Source organism: Nonomuraea sp. MTCD27 (assembly GCF_041950495.1).
Lineage (GTDB): Bacteria > Actinomycetota > Actinomycetes > Streptosporangiales > Streptosporangiaceae > Nonomuraea.
Window position 1 is genome coordinate 260615 of sequence record NZ_JBGNUW010000011.1, and the last position, 18449, is coordinate 279063.

Below are 18449 nucleotides of genomic sequence, written 5' to 3' on the forward strand. Positions count from 1 at the left end.
TACGCACGTTCTCCTGTGCAATGTTCATGTACAGCGTTCCTGTACAGTGTTCATGAACGCTGTACAGTACAAGGAGACGCCACGCATGAGTGCTGAATCGACACGTACGCACCGCTTCGACCGCTGGCTGTACCGCGGCGGCCGGCCCAACCGGCTGGCCCGGGCGATCAACCGCGTCTGGGCCACCGTCTTCGCGACCGGGGTGCTGCAACCGGAGCGGATGGTGACCCTGCGGGTGCCGGGCCGGCGTACCGGGCGGGTCATCTCCTTCCCGCTGGTCGTCGCGGACCACGAGGGCGAGCGCTACCTGGTGGCGATGCTCGGCCAGGAGACCAACTGGGTGCGCAATGTCCGCGCGGCCGGCGGGCTGGCGGTGCTGCGGCACGGCCGGCAGGAGACCGTACGTCTGGACGAGGTGGACGCCGGGGACCGTGCGCCCGTCCTCCGCCGCTACCTGGCCGTCTCGCCGGGCGGCCGCACCCACATCCCGGTGGACCGGCGGGCGCCGCTGGCTGAGTTCGAGCGGATCGCCGCGCGGTATCCGGTCTTCCGCATCACCCCGGTCGAGACACGGTGACCGCGTCCCCTGGCCGGTCGCCCCCGTGAGCCGCCGGGGTCACGAACCCGGCGCGGGCCGATGCCGGGATCATCACGTTCCCCGCCCGAGACCACGCTTCCCTGCCCTGATCAGCCGCCGAATGTCACCTTCCGAACACGGCAGGCGGCCCCGGCCGGAGTGGTGAGGTAGTCAGAGATCATGCTCCTCCTCCGGTTGTCCAGCGCCCTGTGCATCGCCGCGATGCTCGCCCTCACCGCCTGCAGCGAGGATCCCGCGGCCCGCGCCGCCCGTACCCACGCCGAACAGATCGCCGAGCGGCTCGGCCGCGGCCTGTCCTGGAACTCGGAGGACATCGGCCACGCGCTCTCCCGCGACGCGGACGTCGACGTGTACTCCGTGACCGGCACCAGGTACAGCGTCAGCGACCAGGGACGCGTCCTGCTGCGGATCCGCGCCACGAGCCCGGTGGATCGGGACGGTGAGCCGCTCGGCAGGACGAGCTCCCCGAGTCCCGCCGCGGTGGCCGTCGTGTGCTTCGAGATCTCGGTCTCCTACTCCGACACGGGCGTGGCCGAGGTCGACTGCCCGGCGGGCGAGCCGCGCTCCTTCCGCGCCCCGGCGGAGATCCCCCGCACCGCGTACGAGTGGCTGAAGACGCGCCTGCCCGCAACCCCCGACCTGGCGGCCGCCCGCGAGGTCGTCGACCGGCTGGACCTGGACGACCGCATCGGCAAGGACGTGGCCGAGGTCGACGGGGTGATCGGCATCGCGTTGCGGGAGCGGCCGGGGGTGTGCCTGTTCGCCCGCGTCCGGCCGGGGGACGTACAGGTCTGGTGGCCCTCCCGCGTCCAGGCGATGCCCGGGGAGAGCAGTTGCAGCGCAGCCGAGGCCGCTCACGGCCACGCCCAGCGCCCGCCCCACTGACCGGCGCGGGCCGGCGGGTCAGCCGGTCGGCGGCGGGAACACGCGGTCGAGGCCGGTGATCTCCAGCAGCCGTACGACACTCCGCGAGCTCCTCGTCACCCGCAGGCTCCCCCGCCCCGCCACCGCCTGGTTACGCGCGGCGACCAGCACGGCCAGGCCGCGGGCGTCGATGAAACCCACCTGGCCCAGGTCGAGCAGGAGATGGGTGCCCCGCTGGGCGAGCACGCGGGCCACGCACGCGCGGAAGACCGACTCCGAGGCCAGGTCGAGCTCTCCGGACGCCCTGATCACCACCTGGTCGTCCGTCCGGGTCACCTGAAGGACCAGGCCAGCCTCCCCTCCCGGCAGGTGAGGGTCCATCGGGGACGACATGAGGGGGAACCTAAGACCGGCCCATCACGCCGCGCTAGGGCCAAAGGTCCCGAATTTAACCCTCCCACTCCCGGCGTCTCGTCAAGAAAGGCCCGCCCGCCTGAACTCCCCGGACTCACTCCGGGGACCCCGGCGCTCAGGCCCCCTCACCCACCAGCCCATCGGCCGGGACGTATTGACGCGAACAGGAGGAACAGATACGTTCCGGTAGATTTCACGGTTGTCCAAGGGAAATCCGGTGAGATGCCGGTGCGGACGCGCCACTGTATCCGGGACGTAGATCCCGGGAGCCAGGTCGCTTGGCAGCCGTGACCTCGAAGGCGGGACGCGTCATCCCTGAGGAGGCTTTTGCATGAGTGATCTGACCACTCCCACCACCACCATCCCCTTTCCACGCCTGCGCGCCTGGCTGCCGGCCGTGGCACTGCTGCTGCTCGTCGCGTACCTGGTCCTGATGGACAACGGCGCCGTGTCCCAGACGGGCGCGTTCCTGCACGAGCTGATGCACGACGGGCGGCACCTGCTCGGCGTGCCGTGCCACTGAGGCCCCGGCATGGTACGGAACTTGCTGGTCAGAGGTCTGCTCGTAGGCCTGCTGGCCGGATCGGTCGCGGGCGGCTTCGCCTTCGTCTTCGGGGAACCGCGCGTGGACAGCGCGATCGCCCTGGAGGAGGCGGCCGCGGCCCAGACCCGGGCCGCTCCGGCAGAGGCGCACGAGGGTCACGATCACGGCGAAGGGGCCGAGGTCAGCAGGCCCGTGCAGAAGGCGGGGCTCTTCCTGGCCACCGGGCTCTACGGGCTGGCCGTGGGCGGCGTGTTCGCCCTCGTGTTCGCGGGCCTGCGGGGCCGGGTCGGGTCGCGCTCGGACGGGCGGCTGGCCCTGGCCTCCGCCGGTACGGCCTTCGTCGCCGTCATCCTCGTCCCTTTCGTGAAATATCCAGCCAACCCGCCCGCTGTCGGTGACCCGGCGACGATCGGCAACCGCACTCTGCTGTACGTGGTGATGGTCCTCGTCGGGCTGGCCGCGGTGGCGGTCGCGGTGGCCACGGCCCGCCGGGCGAGCTCCGCGGATCCGTGGGTCCGGTGGGTCTCGGCGGTGGGCTCCTTCCTGGTTCCGGTGGTGGCGGCGTGGGTGCTGCTGCCACCGGTGCACGAGGTGCCCGCCGGGTTCCCCGCCACGCTGCTGTGGGAGTTCAGGCTCGCCTCGCTCGGCACGCAACTCGTCTTCTGGGCGGCGTTCGGCGTGCTGTTCGGGTGGGTGAGCGACAGAGCGGCCCGAGCGGTTCAGGCCGACCCGGCTCGTACGGCCGGTGCAACTCGTACCGGCGGCGCTGCCGGTGCCGCCGTCGAGCCGGGCTGAGCTCGGTTGTTGTTCGTCCGGCACGCGACGACGCCGGGGATGCGGGCTGCCCGTTTCCCCGGCGCCACGGACACCGACCACACCAACGCCGACCCGGCCGGCCTCGCCAGAGCCGCCTCCTTGGCCGCCATGGCGGGCTGGACCGCACCGGGAGTCATGGCGGGCGCGGCTGTCTGGGTCTCGCCCGTGCGGGCCGCGTGGCAGACCGCCGCCGCGATGGGGCTGGAGGCGCGCGTGGCTCCGGCCCTCAGGGAAGCCGACTGCGGCCGGTGGGGCGGGCTGACGTATGAACAGGTCGCGCGGGAGGAGCCGGAGGCGCTGGCCAGATGGCTGGCGGATCCGCACGCGGCCCCGCACGGCGGCGAGAGCCTGGCCGCTCTCGCCGAACGGGTCGGGGACTGGCTGGAAGCGGTACGCCAGAATCCCACCCACCCCGAGGCGGTCACCGGCCGGGCGCAACCCGCCGGCGCCGTACGCCCTGAGGTGGTCGTCATCTGTGATGTCGGTGTGATCCGGGCGGCGCTCGGGCATGCGCTGGGGCTGGATCCGCTCAGCACCGCCCGTTTCGACATCGCGCCGCTGTCCTTCACCGAGCTGACCGTCACGCGAACTGGCCGGCGGGTCGCTCATGTCAACCGGAAGGTTCTGTCTTGGTCAACACCTACCCGTTCAGCGCGGTCGTCGGGCTCGACGACCTGAAGCTGGCGCTGGTGCTCAACGCGGTCTCACCCCGGGTGGGCGGCGTGCTCGTACGCGGTGAGAAGGGCACTGCCAAGTCCACGATCGTACGCGCGCTCGCGGCCCAGCTGCCCGCCGTGGACGTGGTGGCCGGTTGCCGCTTTGCCTGCGACCCGGCGGCGCCCGACCCCGGATGCCCGGACGGTCCGCATGAGAGCGGTGTCGATGGCGTGAGCCGTCCGGCCGCGCTGGTGGAGTTGCCTGTCGGTGCGTCCGAGGATCGCCTGGCGGGATCGCTCGACGTGGAGCGGGCGCTGACGGAGGGCGTGAAGGCGTTCGAGCCGGGGCTGCTGGCCGCCGCGCACCGCGGCGTCCTGTACGTCGACGAGGTGAACCTGCTGCACGACCACCTCGTGGACCTGCTGCTCGACGCGGCCGCCCTTGGGACCTGCTACGTCGAGCGCGAGTCCGTCTCGGTCCGGCACGCCGCCCGGTTCCTGCTGGTGGGCACCATGAACCCGGAGGAGGGAGAGCTGCGGCCGCAGCTCCTCGACAGGTTCGGGCTGACGGTCGAGGTCAGGGCGTCGCGCGATCCCGGGGAGCGGGCCGAGGTGGTGCGGAGGCGGCTGGCCTTCGACGCGGACCCGGCGGCGTTCGCGGCGCGGTGGGCGCGGGAGGAGTCGGAGCTGGCGGGGCGGATCGTCACGGCCCGGGAGCGGGTGGCGGGCGTACGGCTGCCCGACGCGCGGCTGCGGCAGATCGCCACGGTTTGCGCGGCCTTCGAGGTGGACGGGCTGCGAGCCGACCTGGTCACGGCGAGCGCGGCGATCGCCCATGCGGCCTGGCAGGGGCGGGCGGTGGTGAGCGTGGCAGACGTACGCGCGGCGGCCCGGCTGTCGTTGCCGCACCGGAGACGGCGGGATCCGTTCGACGCGCCGGGGCTGGATGAGGCGCTGCTCGATGAGCTGCTGGAGCGCACCTCGGAGGATGACGATCCGGACGGGAGCGACAGTCCGGACGGCCCAGATGGTCGTGGTGGCCCGGACGATCGTGGCGGCCCAGATGATCGTGGCGGCCCAGATGATCGTGGCGGCCCAGATGATCGTGGCGGCCCAGATGATCGTGGCGGCTCGGACGATCGTGGCGGTGCCGACGATCGTGGCCGGACGGACGATCGTGGCAAAGCGGACGATCGTGGTGGGGCGGGCGGTGGTCCTTCTGGCGAGGGGGCGGATGCGGGTGGGGACGACGGGTCTCCGGGTGAGGGCCAGGACGGTGGGGGCGCCGATCGGGTGGACGGGCGGGTGGACGGGGTGATGGCGCCGTACCGGGTGCCGTTGCTGGAGGTGCCGGGGCTCGGGGAGGGGGCGTCCGGGCGGCGGTCGCGCTCGCGGACCCCGCGCGGCCGGGCCACCGGGTCGCGCCGCCCCTCCGGGCCGGTGCGCGATCTGCACGTGACCGCGACGCTGCTGGCGGCCGCCCCGCACCAGAGGGAACGCGGGCGCGGCGGGCCGGGGCTGGTGCTGCGCGGCGACGACCTGCGTGAGGTGATGCGTGAGGGCAGGGAGGGCAACCTCGTGCTGTTCGTGGTGGACGCGAGCGGCTCGATGGCGGCGCGCAGGCGGATGGCGGTGGTCAAGACGGCCGTGCTCAGCCTGCTGCTCGACGCCTACCAGCGGCGCGACAAGGTGGGGCTGGTGACGTTCCGGGGCGCGGGTGCCGAGGTGGCGCTGCCGCCCACGTCGTCGGTGGAGGCGGGTGCGGCGCGGTTGCGTTCGCTGCCCACCGGCGGGCGTACTCCGCTGGCGGCCGGGCTGGTGCGGGCGGCGGAGGTGCTGCGGGTGGAGCGGCTGCGGGATCCGGCCAGGCGGCCGCTGCTGGTGGTGGTGACCGATGGGCGCGTCACGGCGGGCGGGGACGTGGACCGGGCGGCCGGGCTGCTGGCGGGTACGGCGTCGGTGGTCGTCGACTGCGAGAGCGGGCCGGTACGGCTCGGCCTGGCCGGGCGGCTGGCGTCCCGGCTGCGGGCCCGGCTCGTTCCGCTCGATGACCTCGCCGATCTCGGGTCGGTCGTCCGCGATCACAGGCGGGCGGCAGCTGACCATAGAGGCGATCGTGGTTACCGGAAGGTGGTCTGAGTCATGCCGCAGGGGAAGCCGGCCGTCGTGCCGGACGACGGCCTCACCACCCGGCAGCGCCGTACCAGGCCGCTGCTGATCGTCCACACCGGCCCGGGCAAGGGCAAGTCGACGGCCGCCTTCGGGATGGCGTTGCGGGCCTGGAACCAGGGGTGGCCCGTCGGGGTGTTCCAGTTCGTGAAGTCGGCCAAGTGGCGCATCGGCGAGGAGCGGGCGCTCAAGGTGCTCGGCGACACGGGCGAGGGCGGCACGGTGACCTGGCACAAGATGGGCGAGGGCTGGTCCTGGATCCAGCGGCCCGGCACCGAGGAGGACCACGCGGCCGACGCCCGGGAGGGCTGGGAGCAGATCAAGCGTGACCTGGCGGCCCAGACGTACCGGTTCTACGTGCTGGACGAGTTCACGTACCCGCTGAAGTGGGGCTGGCTGGAGCTCGACGACGTGCTGGCGGCACTCACCGGGCGGCCGGGCAACCAGCACGTGGTGATCACCGGCAGGGACGCGCCGGAGCGGCTGATCGAGGTGGCCGACCTGGTGACGGAGATGGGCAAGGTACGCCATCCCATGGACGCCGGGCAGAAAGGGCAGAAGGGTATCGAGTGGTAGTTCCGCGACTGGTGATCGCGGCGCCGTCGTCGGGGAGCGGGAAGACGACGGTGGCCACGGGCCTGATGGCGGCGCTGCGGGGGCGGGGGCTGAAGGTCTCGCCGCACAAGGTGGGGCCCGACTACATCGACCCCGGATACCACGCGCTGGCCACCGGCCGTCCGGGACGGAACCTGGATCCGTGGCTGGTCGGTGAGGAGCGGGTGGGCCCGCTGTTCCGGCACGGCGCGGCGGGGTGCGACGTGGCGGTGGTCGAGGGCGTGATGGGCCTGTTCGACGGCAGGGGGGCCACGGACTTCGCCTCGACCGCGCACGTCGCGCGGCTGCTGGCGGCGCCCGTGGTGCTGGTCGTGGACGCGGCGCGGCAGAGCAGGTCGGTGGCGGCCGTGGTGCACGGGTTCGCCACGTTCGACCCCCGGGTGCGGGTGGGCGGGGTGGTGCTCAACCGGGTGGGCTCGGACCGGCACGAGGAGCTGTGCCGGGCCGCGCTGGAGGCGGCGGGCGTGCCGGTGCTGGGGGCGATCCGGCGTGACGACGGCGTGGCGACGCCGTCGCGGCATCTGGGGCTCGTCCCGGCGGCCGAGCGGGTGAGCGAGGCGGTGGCCTCGGTGGAGCGGCTGGCCGCGCTGGTGGCCCGGTCGTGCGACCTCGACGCGCTGTTGCGCCTGGCGAGGTCGGCTCCCCCGCTGGACGCCGCCCCATGGACGCCTCCGTACGCGGCCGTCCGCGAGCGGCCGGTGGTGGCGGTGGCGGGCGGGGCGGCGTTCACGTTCGGGTACGCCGAGCACGTCGAGCTGCTGCGGGCCGCAGGAGCGGAGGTGGCGGTGTTCGACCCGTTGCGTGACGAGAGGCTGCCCGACGGCGCCGCCGCGCTCGTGATCGGCGGCGGGTTCCCCGAGGTGTACGCCGCCGAACTGGCCGCCAACGCCCCGCTGCGCGAGCAGGTGGCGGCCTTCCCCGGCCCGATCGCCGCCGAGTGCGCGGGGCTGCTGTACCTGTGCGACGAGCTGGACGGGCAGCGCATGTGCGGACGGGTTCCCGGGCGGGCGCGGATGACGTCCCGGCTGACGCTCGGCTACCGGGACGCCGTCGCGCTGAGGCGCTCGCCGCTCACGAGGGCGGGCGAGCGCCTGCGGGGGCACGAGTTCCACCGCACGACCGTCGAGTACGCGGGCGAGCCGCTGTTCCGCTGGGACGGCGGCGCCGACGGGTACGGCGACGCCCGCGTGACCGCGTCCTACCTGCACCTGCACTGGGCCGGGGCGCCCGGCCTGGCTCAGCGGCTGGTGTCGTCCTCCAGGTCGCCTTCGGTCTTGAGGTAGACCTCCTGCAGGCCGCGCAGGATCTCCGGGTCCGGGTGCTGCCACATGCCGCGCTCGGCGGCCTCGAGGAGGCGTTCGGCGATGCCGTGCAGCGCCCACGGGTTCGAGCGGGCCATGAACTCCTGGTTCTCGGGGTCGAGCACGTACGCCTCGGTGAGCCTGTCGTACATCCAGTCCGCCATCACGCCGGTGGTGGCGTCGTAGCCGAACAGGTAGTCGACGGTCGCGGCCAGCTCGAACGCGCCCTTGTAGCCGTGCCGGCGCATGGCGGCCAGCCAGCGCGGGTTGACGACCCTGGCGCGGAAGATCCGGGCGGTCTCCTCCGAGAGCGTGCGGGTGCGTACGGCGTCGGGCCGGGTGCTGTCGCCCACGTACGCGGCCGGCGCCTTCCCCGTGAGCGCGCGGACGGTGGCGACCATGCCGCCGTGGTACTGGAAGTAGTCGTCGGAGTCGGCGATGTCGTGCTCGCGGGTGTCGACGTTCTTGGCGGCCACGGCGATCCGGCGGTAGGCGTCCTCCATCTGCGGGCGGGCGGCGACGCCGTCGAGGTCGCGGCCGTAGGCGAAGCCGCCCCACACCGCGTACACCTCGGCCAGGTCGGCGTCGTCGCGCCAGTTGCGGCTGTCGATGAGCGGCAGCAGCCCGGCACCGTACGCGCCGGGGGCCGAGCCGAAGATCCGCATCGTCGCCCGGCGCTCGTCGCCGCCGGTCCGGGTGACGTGGGCACGCACGTAGTTGTCCTCGTCCGGCTCGTCCAGGCCCGCGGCCAGCCGTACGGCGTCGTCGAGCATGCTCACCACGTGGGGGAAGGCGTCGCGGAAGAAGCCGCTGATGCGTACCGTCACGTCGATCCGGGGCCGGCCGAGCTCGGCGAGGGGGATCGGCTCCAGGCCGGTGACCCGGCGCGACGCCTCGTCCCACTCGGGGCGGATGCCGAGCAGGGCCAGCACCTCGGCCACGTCGTCGCCCGCCGTACGCATGGCGCTGGTGCCCCAGACGGACAGCCCCACCGAGCGCGGCCACCCGCCGGTGTCGGCCCGGTAGCGCTCCAGCAGGGAGTCGGCCATCGCCTGGCCGGTCTCCCAGGCCAGCCGGCTGGGCACCGCCCGCGGATCGACCGAGTAGAAGTTGCGGCCGGTCGGCAGCACGTTCACCAGGCCGCGCAGGGGCGAGCCGCTGGGCCCGGCCGGGACGTAGCCGCCGTCGAGGGCGTGCAGGACGTGGTCCAGCTCGTCGGTGGTGCGGGCCAGGCGCGGCACCATCTCGGTGGCGGCGAAGGTCAGCACGCGCGCGACCAGCTCCACCCGCTCCTCGTCGGCCGGAAGGGGGCCGTCGGCGACCCCATCGGCCGCGAGGACTCCCCGGGCGGCCTCGCCGGCCGGGATGACGGCGCGGGCGACCTCGCCGGCCGCGTCCGGTGCCCAGCCGCGCCGCTCCATCCCCTCCACCAGGGCGCGGGCCGTGGCTTCCGCCCGGTCCACGGCTCCCAGCCCGGCCGTGCCGTCCTCGGCCAGGCCGAGCGCCTCGCGCAGGCCCGGCAGCGTCTCCCGGCCGGACCACATCTGCCGGGCCCGCAACATCGCCAGCACCAGGTCCACCCGCACCTGCCCCTCCGGCGCCTGGCCGAGCACGTGCAGGCCGTCGCGGATCTGCGCGTCCTTCACCTCGCACAGCCAGCCGTCCACGTGCAGGATGAAGTCGTCGAACTCGCTGTCGTGCGGCCGGTCCGCCAGCCCCAGATCGTGGTCGAGCCGGGCGGCCTGGATCAGCGTCCAGATCTGCGCCCTGATCGCGGGCAGCTTGGCCGGGTCCATGGCGGCGATCGTGGCGTGCTCGTCGAGGAGCTGCTCCAGCCGGGCGATGTCCCCGTAGGTGTCGGCGCGGGCCATCGGCGGCACCAGGTGGTCCACCAGCACGGCGTGCGCGCGCCGCTTGGCCTGCGTCCCCTCCCCCGGGTCGTTGACGAGGAAGGGGTAGATCAGCGGCAGGTCGCCGATGGCCGCGTCGGTGCCGCACGCGGCGGACATCCCGGCCGACTTGCCGGGCAGCCACTCCAGGTTGCCGTGCTTGCCGACGTGCACCATCGCGTGCGCGCCGAACTCGTCCGACAACCACCGGTACGCGGCCAGGTAGTGGTGGCTGGGCGGCAGGTCGGGGTCGTGGTAGATGGCGATCGGGTTCTCGCCGAAGCCGCGTGGCGGCTGCACCATGACCACCAGGTTCCCGGCCCGCAGCGCGGCCAGGACGATGTCGGTCCCGCTGTCGCCCTCATGCACGAACAGCTCCCCCGGCGGCGGGCCCCAGTGCCGCTCGATCCCGGCGCGCAGGTCGGCGGGGAGCGTGCGGTACCAGCGCTCGTACGAGGCGGCGGAGATGCGTACCGGGTTGCCGGCCAGGTGCTCCTCGGTCAGCCAGTCCTGGTCCTGTCCCCCGGCGGCGATCAGGGCGTGGATGAGCGCGTCGCCGTCCTGCTCGGCCACGCCGGGGAAGCCGCCGCCCAGGTCGTAGCCGGCCTCGGCGAGCCGGGCCAGCAACCGGACGGTGCTGGCGGGCGTGTCCAGCCCGACGGCGTTGCCGACGCGGGAGTGCTTGGTCGGGTACGCCGACAACATCACCACCAGCCGGCGCCGGTCGGGGGGCGTGTGCCGCAGCAGCCCGTGCCGTACGGCGATGCCCGCCACCCGGGCGGCCCGCTCGGGGTCGGCCACGTAGACGGTCAGCCCGTCCTCGTCGATCTCCTTGAACGAGAACGGCACCGTGATGATCCGCCCGTCGAACTCCGGGATCGCCACCTGCGAGGCCGCGTCCAGCGGCGAGAGCCCGTCGTCGTTCTCCTCCCATGCCTGCCGCGAGGTGGTCAGGCAGAGGCCCTGCAGGATCGGCACGTCCAGGGCCGCCAGCGCGCCGACGTCCCACGCCTCGTCGTCACCGCCCGCGCTCGCGGTCGCCGGTCGCGAGCCGCCCGCCGCCAGCACCGTCACCACCAGCGCGTCGGCCGCGCGCAGGGTGTCGAGCAGCTCGGGCTCGGCCGTACGCAGCGACGAGCAGTAGACGGGCAGCGCCTGCCCGCCCGCGTCCTCGACGGCCCGGCACAACGTCTCGACGAACGCCGTGTTGCCCGCCATGTGGTGCGCCCGGTAGTAGAGCACGCCGATCACGGGCCCGTCCTGGCGGTGCGCGGCGCGCTCCAGCCGGCCCCAGGCGGGGGCGGGCGCGGGCGGGGCGAAGCCGTGGCCGGTCAGCAGGACGGTGTCGGACAGGAACGTGTGCAGCTCCGCCAGGTTGGCCGGCCCGCCGTGCGCCAGGTAGGCGTGCGCCTCGGCGCAGACGCCGCCGCTGACCCCACCGTATTTGGCGGACAGCTCCATCAGCTCGGCGTCCGGCGCCTGCTCCCCGCCGAGCACCACCACCGGGCGCGGCCCGGCCAGCAGCGCGTCGAGGCCCTCCGCCCAGGCGCGGCGGCCACCGAGCAGGCGTACCACGACCAGGTCGGCGCCCTCCAGCAGGGCGGGCAGGTCGTCGGCCGTCAGGCGGGCGGGATTGCCTGACCGGTAGGCCGCTCCGCTGGCCCGGGCGCTCAGCAGGTCGGTGTCGGAGGTGGAGAGCAGCAGGACGGTACGGCTGTCGCCGGGCACGGCACGATCCTCCCTCGGGGTCCTCGCCCCGGTAGCGGGTGTCGCGACGGCTGGAGTCTCCTGGCTCCCGGATCAGCGCTCACCCCGGCCTTCCCACCCGTCGCCGGGCAGTGGCCTGCGGTGGGGTTCGCTCCCCGGTCACAGTGGCGGGACCGCGCCGGTTTCGCACCGGCTTCCTCCCATGCCATCGCCTACGCAGGAGCCTACGGCAGAACCGACCCGCCCCATAAGTGGCGTTACCATCCTGATCGTGTCCATAGCTGACTTTTCCGGACGTGTCCGCCCTGACGCCTGTCCGGGAGCGCTACAGGTGCACGAGGCCGCCGACGGCCCGCTGGCCCGCGTCCGCCTCCCCGGCGGCGCGGTGTCGCCCGCGCAGCTGCGCGAGCTGGCGTCCTGCGCGGCCGACCTCGGCTCGGGCGTGATCGAGCTGACGTCGAGAGCGAACGTGCAGGTCCGCGGCCTGCGCTCGCCCACCGCCTTCGCCTCCCGGATCGCGGCGGCGGGCCTGCTGCCGTCCCCGGCCCACGAGCGGGTCCGCAACATCGTCGCCTCCCCGCTCGGCGGGCGGGGCCCCGGGGGCCACCTGGACCCGCAGCCGCTGGTACGGGCACTGGACGAGGCCCTGTGCGCGCACCCGCGCCTGGCGGAACTGCCCGGGCGCTTCCTGTTCGCCCTGGACGACGGCACGGGCGACGTGACCGGTCTCGGCGCGGACGTCACCTTCGCACCCCTTCCCGGCGAGGGCGCGGCGAGTCCTGGCACGGGGCCACGGGCGCCGACTGCCCCTCGGGACGAGCCACCGCCGATGGCCCCTCGGAACGGGCGGCTGCTGCTGGCGGGCTCGGACACCGGGCTGACCACCGGCCCGGACTCCGCCGTCCCGCTCATGATCGCCGCCGCCGAGGCGTTCCTCGACGAGCGGTCCCGCGAGGACGGCGCCGGAGCGTGGCGCCTCCACGAGCTCCCGGACGGCCCCGCCCGGATCACCGCCCGCTTGACCGGCCCCGCGACAGGCGACCCAGCCTCCATCAACCCGGCTACCAGCAACCCGGCCGCCATCGACGCGGCACCAGCAAGCGCAAGAGGCGGCGCGGGCGGGGAGCGGGACGGGCCGGGCCGGGCGCGGGCCGGGCGGGTGGCGCAGCGGGCCGGGCGGGTGGCGCAGCGGGACGGGCGGGTGGCGGTCGAGGTGGTCGTACCGCTGGGCCGGTTGTCGCCCGGGCAGGCGCGGGCGCTGGCCGGCGGCGGCGTCATCCGCCTGACCCCCTGGCGGACCGCCGTGCTGCTGGACCTCTCCCCCGCCGAGGCCGACCGCATCACGGACGCGCTCGACATCGCCGGCCTCGCCACCGACCCCGGCTCCCCCTGGGCCGGCGTCACCGCCTGCACCGGCCGCCCCGGCTGCGCGAAGTCCCGGGCGGACGTCCAGGCCGACGCCCGCCGCTGGGTGGCCGGCCTGGACGAGGCGCCCGAGACACCCGTGCACTGGGCCGGATGTGAGCGGCGCTGCGGCCTGCCGAGCGGCCGGGTCGTCCAGCTGATCGCCACCACCGACGGATACGAGGAACACCGCCAGTGACCGACTACATCCGCGACGGCGCCGAGATCTACCGGCGCTCGTTCGCGACCATCCGCGCCGAGACCGATCTCACCGGCCTGCCGCCCGAGGTGGCGCAGGTGGCGGTGCGGATGATCCACGCCTGCGGCATGACCGACCTGGTGGCGGACCTGGACTGGTCGAGCGAGGTGGTGACGCGGGCGCGGCGAGCCCTGCGCGGGGGCGCCCCGGTGTTGTGCGACGCGCGGATGGTGGCCTCCGGGGTGACCATCAGCAGGCTGCCCGCCGCCAACGAGGTGGTGTGCACGCTGGGCGATCCCCGGGTCCCGGAGCTGGCCGGAAGGCTGGGCACCACCCGCAGCGCCGCCGCCCTGGAGTTGTGGCGCGACCGGCTGGACGGCGCGGTGGTGGCGATCGGCAACGCGCCGACCGCCCTGTTCCGGCTGCTGGAGCTGGTCGCCGAGGGCGCGGGCCGACCGGCGGCGGTCCTCGGCATCCCCGTCGGCTTCATCGGCGCGGCCGAATCCAAGCGCGCGCTGGCGGACAGCGACCTGGAGTACCTGGTGGTGCACGGCCGTCGCGGCGGCAGTGCGATGACTGCGGCGGCGGTCAACGCCATCGCCGGCGAGACGGAGTGAATGTGATGACGGGACGCCTGTACGGAGTCGGCCTCGGGCCCGGTGACCCCGAACTGGTCACGGTCAGGACGGCCCGGCTCATCGGCGAGGCCGACGTGATCGCGTACCACGCCGCCCGGCACGGCCGCAGCATCGCCCGCTCGATCGCGCTGCCGTACATGCGGGAGGGGCAGGTCGAGGAGCTCCTGCTGTACCCGCTGACCACGGAGACCACCGACCACCCGGGCGGCTACCAGGGCGCGCTCGACGGCTTCTACGCCGACTGCGCCGAGCGGCTGGCCGCCCACCTGGACGCGGGCCGGACGGTGGTCGTGCTGGCCGAAGGGGATCCGCTGTTCTACGGCTCCTACATGCACATGCACAAGCGGCTCGCCCACCGTTACCCGACCGAGGTGGTGCCCGGCGTCACCTCGGTCAGCGCCGCGTCCGCCGTGCTCGGGCGGCCGCTGGTGGAGCGGGACGAGGTGCTCACCGTGCTGCCCGGCACGCTGCCCGCCGACGTGCTGGCCGAGCGGCTGCGCGGCACCGACTCCGCCGCCGTGCTCAAGCTGGGCCGGACGTTCGAGAAGGTCCGCGACGCGCTGGCCGAGGCCGGGCGGCTCGACGACGCCTGGTACGTGGAGCGCGCCACGATGGGCGCCGAGCGGGTGGCGCCGCTCAAGGACGTCGACCCGGACGGGGTCCCGTACTTCTCGCTGGCCCTGCTCGCCAGCCCGGCCGAGCGGACCTTCGTCCCCGAGCCGCCGTCGGCAGCGGGGCGGGGCGAGGTGGCCGTGGTCGGCCTGGGCCCGGCGGGGCGGCCGTGGCTCACGCCGGAGGCTCAGGAGGCTCTGGCGGCGGCCACGGACATCGTCGGCTACGGCCCGTACGTGGACCGCGTGCCACCGAACCCGCGCCAGCGCCGGCACCGCACCGACAACCGGGTCGAGGCCGAGCGCGCCCGGCATGCCCTGGAGCTGGCCCGCGACGGCGCCCGCGTGGCGGTCGTGTCGTCGGGCGACCCGGGCGTGTTCGCCATGGCCAGCGCCGTGCTGGAGGCGGCCGGCGGTTTCCCCGAGGTGCCGGTCCGGGTCGTGCCCGGGCTGACGGCAGCGCAGGCGGTGGCGAGCCGGGTGGGCGCGCCGCTCGGCCACGACTACTGCGTGCTGTCGCTGTCCGACCTGCTCAAGCCGTGGGAGGTGGTGGCCGATCGGCTGGCCGCCGCCGCCCGGGCCGACCTGGTGCTGGCGATCTACAACCCGGCTTCGCGCAGCCGTACGTGGCAGGTCGCCGCCGCCCGTGACCTGCTCCTCGAACACCGCGCCCCGGACACCCCCGTGGTCATCGGACGCGACGTCGGCGGCCCGCAGGAGAGCGTCACCGTCACCACCCTCGGCGACCTGGACCCGGCCGCGGTCGACATGCGCTGCCTGCTGATCGTCGGCTCCTCCACGACCCGCGTCACCGGCAGCGGCGCCGTCTACACGCCTCGCCGCTATCCCTGAACCCAGGACACCGCCGCCGCCACCGTGTCCACCAGCCGGGCGCCGGCGGGCAGCGGCGGCCGGTCCACCATGATCACCGGCAGTCCGGCCTCACGGGCCGCGACGAGCTTGGCCGTGGTCATCGGGCCGCCGCTGTCCTTGGTGACCAGCACGTCCAGGCGGTGCTCCCGGATGAGGGCCAGCTCGCCTGCGACGGTGTAGGGGCCGCGGTCGAGCAGGACGTGCACGTTCGGCGGCACGGGCGGCTCGGGCGGGTCCACCGACCTGGCCAGCAGCCACGCGCCGGGCACCCCGGTGAACAGCGGCAGGCTCCGGCGCCCGGTCGTGAGGAACACCCGGCACCCGCCCGCGGCGTCCGGCGGGCCCGCGCGCTCCGCCCGCCGCGCCGCCGGCCACCGGCCGCCGGCCAGCAGCGCGGCGGCCGCCTGCAGGGAGCCGGTGCGCTGCCAGGCGTCGCCCGGCCCTTCGCGCCAGCCCGGGCGGCGCAGCACCAGCAGCGGCACGCCGGTCGCCGCGCCGGCCACGACCGCCGAGGCGGTCATCCGCTCCGCGAACGGGTGCGTGGCGTCCACCAGCCGGTCGACCCGTTCCCGTACCAGCCAGGCGGCCAGCCCGTCCGGCCCGCCGAAGCCGCCTTCCCGCACCTCGCCCACCGGCAACCGCGGCCTGCTCACCCGCCCGGCCAGCGAGGATACGACCCGCAGCCGGGGGTCGGGGGCGAGCTCGGCCGCCAGCGCCCGCGCCTCGGCGGTGCCGCCCAGGATCAGGATCCGCCGCACGCCCGCTCCCTGGCCGCCCGCTCCCTGGTCACGCTGTAGAGGTGGCTGTCGGGGAACTGCGACGCCGACAGCACCCGCCCGACGACGATCACGGCCGTCCGCCGGATCCCGGCCTCGTGGACCCGCGCGGCGATGTCGGCCAGCGTCCCGCGCAGGATCACCTCGTCGGCCCGGCTCGCCCGCGCCACCACCGCCACCGGGCAGTCCGTGCCGTACGAGGGCAGCAGCTCCGCCACCACCGCGTCGATCCGCTGGACCGCCAGGTGCAGCACCATCGTGGCCCGGCTCGCGCCGAGCGTGGTGAGGTCCTCGCCCTCGGGCATCGGCGTGGCGCGGGCGGAGGTACGCGTCAGGATGACCGTCTGGCCGACGCCGGGCACGGTCAGCTCCCGGCCGAGCGCGGCCGCGGCCGCCGCGAACGCCGGCACCCCGGGCACCACCTCGTACGGCACGCCGAGCGTGTCCAGCCGGCGCATCTGCTCGGCCACGGCGCTGAAGACGGACGGGTCGCCGGAGTGCAGCCGCGTCACGTCGAGGCCCTCGCGGTGCGCGGCGACCAGCTCGGCCACGATCTCGTCGAGCGTCAGGTCGGCCGTGTCCACCAGCCGGGCCCCGGCCGGGCAGGCGTCGAGCAGCTCACGGGGCACCAGCGACCCCGCGTACAGGCACACCGGCGACGACTCCAGCCGCCGCAGCCCCCGCAACGTGATCAGGTCGGGAGCGCCGGGGCCCGCCCCGACGAAGTACACGGTCACGATACGTCCCTCCTGGTCACCGACCACACTGTCACCGGCATCGCCGCCCGCCATCCGGTGAACCCGCCCACCGGCGAGGCCCGCTGCACGGCCAGGCGCACCAGATCGCCGCCGAGCCGGGCGTACCACTGCCCGACGACGGCCTCGGACTCCAGGGTGACGGCGTTCGCCACCAGCCTGCCGCCGGGGCGCAGGGCGGCCCAGCAGCGGTCCAGCAGGCCGGGCGCGGTCGCGCCGCCGCCGACGAACACCGCGTCCGGCGCGGGCAGCCCGTCCAGCGCCTCCGGGGCCCGGCCCGTCACGACGCGCAGCGACGGCACGCCGAGCCGGTCGGCGTTGCGCCCGATGGCGGCGGCGCGGTCGGACCGGCTCTCGATCGCCACCGCCGCGCACGACGGGTGGGTGCGCAGCCACTCGATCGCGATGCTGCCCGCTCCCGCCCCCACGTCCCACAGCAGCTCGCCGGGCAGCGGGGCCAGGCGCGACAGGCTGACCGCGCGGACCTCCCGCTTGGTGAGCTGCCCGTCGTGCTCGAACGCCGTGTCGGGCAGCCCGGGCACCCTGGCCAGCGGCTCGGCGCCGGGCGCGAGCGCGCATTCGACGGCGATGAGGTGCAGCGGGGACACGCCGGCGTCCGTCCAGCAGTCGGCGGTGCCGCGCAGCTCGGACTCCGACGGGGCGCCCAGGTCGGACAGCACCGTCATGGCGCTCGGGCCGTAGCCGTGCCCGGCCAGCAGCGCGGCGACCACGGACGGGGAGGCGGGGCCCGCGCCGAGCACGACGACGCGGCGGCCGGGCTGGAGGGCGGCGGTCAGGGCCGCGGGCGGGCGGCCCACCAGGCTGACCACGTCCACCTGCTCGACCGGCCAGCCGAGCCGCGCGCAGGCCAGCGACAGCGAGGACACGTGCGGCAGCACCCGGATCCGGGCCGCGCCCAGCAGGCGTACCAGGGTCGAGCCGATGCCGTAGAACATCGGGTCGCCGCTGGCCAGCACGCAGACCTCGCGGCCGGCGTACGTGTCCATGAGCGCGGGCAGCCCGGGCAGCAGCGGCGACGGCCAGGCCACGCGCTCGGCGGCCGTCACGGGTACGAGGTCGAGCTGCCTGGCGCCGCCCATGAGCACCTCGGCCGCCTCCACCGCGTGCCTCGATCCGGCGGGCAGCCCGTCCCAGCCGTCGGCGCCGATGCCGACGACCGTGATCACACGTTGCCCAGCACGCGGGTCACGTGGATCTCCACGACCACCCGCGCGGGGTTGACCCTGGGCGGCTTGTAGCGGGCGGCGTAGCGGCGCTCGGCGTCGGCCACCTGCTCCGGCTCGGTTCGCAGCACGGCCCGGCCCTCCAGCGTCGACCAGCGGCGGCCGTCCACCTGGCAGAGCGCGACCGCGGCGCCGCCGGCGCCGATGAGCCTGGCCTTGTACGACGACCCCGAGGTGATCACCCGGGCGATGCCGGCGGCCAGGTCCAGCGTCGCGCCCACCGGCACCACGTGCGGCGGGCCGCCCGCGCGGGCGGTGGAGAGCGTGCACAGGTGCCGCTCCTGCCAGAAGGCGGCGAACGCGTCGCCCAGCTCGACCAGGTCCACGATGCTCCTCTGGCCTGCTCAGGCCTCCTCGGGTGAATGGCGAGGCATAT

General features: G+C 74.9%; 17 protein-coding genes and 2 riboswitches. Of the genes, 11 read left to right on the forward strand and 6 right to left on the reverse strand.

Annotated features, from left to right (window positions below; translation table 11 throughout):
• Positions 1 to 85: 85 nt before the first annotated feature.
• Entirely contained in the window at positions 86 to 577 is a 492-nt protein-coding gene (locus tag ACBJ59_RS30945) for a nitroreductase/quinone reductase family protein (RefSeq protein WP_375113734.1), read from the forward strand.
• Positions 578 to 757: 180 nt separating this feature from the next.
• Positions 758 to 1483 carry a hypothetical protein gene (locus ACBJ59_RS30950; RefSeq protein WP_375113735.1) on the forward strand — a complete coding sequence of 242 codons (726 nt, stop codon included), beginning with the start codon at positions 758 to 760 and terminating at the stop codon, positions 1481 to 1483.
• An 18-nt stretch (positions 1484 to 1501) separates the two neighbouring features.
• On the opposite strand, the gene ACBJ59_RS30955 is transcribed toward ACBJ59_RS30950, so the two are convergent.
• On the reverse strand, positions 1502 to 1855 hold the full coding sequence (locus tag ACBJ59_RS30955) for an STAS domain-containing protein (RefSeq protein WP_375113736.1): 354 nt from the start codon (positions 1853 to 1855) through the stop codon (positions 1502 to 1504).
• A 188-nt stretch (positions 1856 to 2043) separates the two neighbouring features.
• Positions 2044 to 2173, forward strand: a riboswitch (cobalamin riboswitch).
• A 34-nt stretch (positions 2174 to 2207) separates the two neighbouring features.
• Here ACBJ59_RS30955 and ACBJ59_RS30960 point away from each other — a divergent pair.
• Genes ACBJ59_RS30960 through ACBJ59_RS30985 form a run of 6 tightly spaced genes read left to right on the forward strand, consistent with a single transcriptional unit; the run spans position 2208 to position 7959 of the window.
• Positions 2208 to 2399: a CbtB-domain containing protein gene (locus ACBJ59_RS30960; RefSeq protein ID WP_364130656.1), complete on the forward strand. Its 192-nt coding sequence runs from the start codon at positions 2208 to 2210 to the stop codon at positions 2397 to 2399.
• 21 nt (positions 2400 to 2420) lie between these two features.
• Complete coding sequence (locus ACBJ59_RS30965; RefSeq protein ID WP_375113737.1) at positions 2421 to 3215, forward strand: CbtA family protein; 795 nt, start codon at positions 2421 to 2423, stop codon at positions 3213 to 3215.
• Positions 3216 to 3224: 9 nt separating this feature from the next.
• Positions 3225 to 3914 (forward strand): histidine phosphatase family protein, encoded by a 690-nt coding sequence (locus tag ACBJ59_RS30970; RefSeq protein WP_375113738.1) that lies wholly within the window; start codon positions 3225 to 3227, stop codon positions 3912 to 3914.
• Positions 3866 to 6031, forward strand: a complete 2166-nt coding sequence (locus ACBJ59_RS30975) for a VWA domain-containing protein (protein ID WP_375113739.1) — start codon at positions 3866 to 3868, stop codon at positions 6029 to 6031. Before ACBJ59_RS30970 ends, ACBJ59_RS30975 begins: the two co-directional genes overlap by 49 nt.
• A 3-nt stretch (positions 6032 to 6034) precedes the next feature.
• Positions 6035 to 6637 carry a cob(I)yrinic acid a,c-diamide adenosyltransferase gene (gene cobO, locus ACBJ59_RS30980; RefSeq protein WP_364130644.1) on the forward strand — a complete coding sequence of 201 codons (603 nt, stop codon included), beginning with the start codon at positions 6035 to 6037 and terminating at the stop codon, positions 6635 to 6637.
• Between the two features lie 8 nt (positions 6638 to 6645).
• A complete protein-coding gene (locus ACBJ59_RS30985) occupies positions 6646 to 7959 on the forward strand; it encodes a cobyrinate a,c-diamide synthase (RefSeq protein ID WP_375113866.1) in 1314 nt (437 codons plus the stop codon).
• On the opposite strand, the gene cobN is transcribed toward ACBJ59_RS30985, so the two are convergent.
• Complete coding sequence (cobN, locus tag ACBJ59_RS30990; RefSeq protein WP_375113740.1) at positions 7914 to 11594, reverse strand: cobaltochelatase subunit CobN; 3681 nt, start codon at positions 11592 to 11594, stop codon at positions 7914 to 7916. The two genes, ACBJ59_RS30985 and cobN, sit on opposite strands and share 46 nt — an antisense overlap.
• Positions 11595 to 11647: 53 nt before the next feature.
• A riboswitch (cobalamin riboswitch) is annotated at positions 11648 to 11773 on the reverse strand.
• A 2-nt stretch (positions 11774 to 11775) separates the two neighbouring features.
• Between cobN and cobG the strand changes: the two genes are divergently transcribed.
• Genes cobG through cobJ form a run of 3 tightly spaced genes read left to right on the forward strand, consistent with a single transcriptional unit; the run spans position 11776 to position 15277 of the window.
• Positions 11776 to 13176 (forward strand): precorrin-3B synthase, encoded by a 1401-nt coding sequence (cobG, locus tag ACBJ59_RS30995; protein WP_375113741.1) that lies wholly within the window; start codon positions 11776 to 11778, stop codon positions 13174 to 13176.
• On the forward strand, positions 13173 to 13793 hold the full coding sequence (locus ACBJ59_RS31000) for a precorrin-8X methylmutase (protein ID WP_375113742.1): 621 nt from the start codon (positions 13173 to 13175) through the stop codon (positions 13791 to 13793). Before cobG ends, ACBJ59_RS31000 begins: the two co-directional genes overlap by 4 nt.
• Before the next feature lie 5 nt (positions 13794 to 13798).
• Entirely contained in the window at positions 13799 to 15277 is a 1479-nt protein-coding gene (gene cobJ, locus ACBJ59_RS31005; protein WP_375113743.1) for a precorrin-3B C(17)-methyltransferase, read from the forward strand.
• Here the strand turns inward: cobJ and ACBJ59_RS31010 are convergent.
• Genes ACBJ59_RS31010 through ACBJ59_RS31025 form a run of 4 tightly spaced genes read right to left on the reverse strand, consistent with a single transcriptional unit; the run spans position 15268 to position 18399 of the window.
• Complete coding sequence (locus tag ACBJ59_RS31010; protein WP_375113744.1) at positions 15268 to 16056, reverse strand: cobalt-precorrin-6A reductase; 789 nt, start codon at positions 16054 to 16056, stop codon at positions 15268 to 15270. The two genes, cobJ and ACBJ59_RS31010, sit on opposite strands and share 10 nt — an antisense overlap.
• Entirely contained in the window at positions 16041 to 16811 is a 771-nt protein-coding gene (gene cobM / locus ACBJ59_RS31015; RefSeq protein ID WP_375113745.1) for a precorrin-4 C(11)-methyltransferase, read from the reverse strand. The genes ACBJ59_RS31010 and cobM overlap by 16 nt, the downstream gene beginning before the upstream one ends.
• Positions 16808 to 18016 carry a precorrin-6y C5,15-methyltransferase (decarboxylating) subunit CbiE gene (cbiE, locus tag ACBJ59_RS31020; protein ID WP_375113746.1) on the reverse strand — a complete coding sequence of 403 codons (1209 nt, stop codon included), beginning with the start codon at positions 18014 to 18016 and terminating at the stop codon, positions 16808 to 16810. The genes cobM and cbiE overlap by 4 nt, the downstream gene beginning before the upstream one ends.
• The gene (locus ACBJ59_RS31025) at positions 18013 to 18399 is read right to left on the reverse strand and encodes a pyridoxamine 5'-phosphate oxidase family protein (RefSeq protein ID WP_375113747.1); all 387 of its coding nucleotides are present in this window, start codon (positions 18397 to 18399) and stop codon (positions 18013 to 18015) included. Before ACBJ59_RS31025 ends, cbiE begins: the two co-directional genes overlap by 4 nt.
• Positions 18400 to 18449: the final 50 nt, after the last annotated feature.

Bases quoted from the DNA above. Each gene is read 5' to 3' on its own strand.
- ACBJ59_RS30945 (WP_375113734.1), top strand. From the start codon at position 86: ATGAGTGCTGAATCGACACGTACGCACCGCTTCGACCGCTGGCTGTAC.
- ACBJ59_RS30950 (WP_375113735.1), top strand. From the start codon at position 758: ATGCTCCTCCTCCGGTTGTCCAGCGCCCTGTGCATCGCCGCGATGCTC.
- ACBJ59_RS30955 (WP_375113736.1), bottom strand. From the start codon at position 1,855: ATGTCGTCCCCGATGGACCCTCACCTGCCGGGAGGGGAGGCTGGCCTG.
- ACBJ59_RS30960 (WP_364130656.1), top strand. From the start codon at position 2,208: ATGAGTGATCTGACCACTCCCACCACCACCATCCCCTTTCCACGCCTG.
- cobO (WP_364130644.1), top strand. From the start codon at position 6,035: ATGCCGCAGGGGAAGCCGGCCGTCGTGCCGGACGACGGCCTCACCACC.
- cobG (WP_375113741.1), top strand. From the start codon at position 11,776: ATGCCATCGCCTACGCAGGAGCCTACGGCAGAACCGACCCGCCCCATA.
- cobJ (WP_375113743.1), top strand. From the start codon at position 13,799: ATGACGGGACGCCTGTACGGAGTCGGCCTCGGGCCCGGTGACCCCGAA.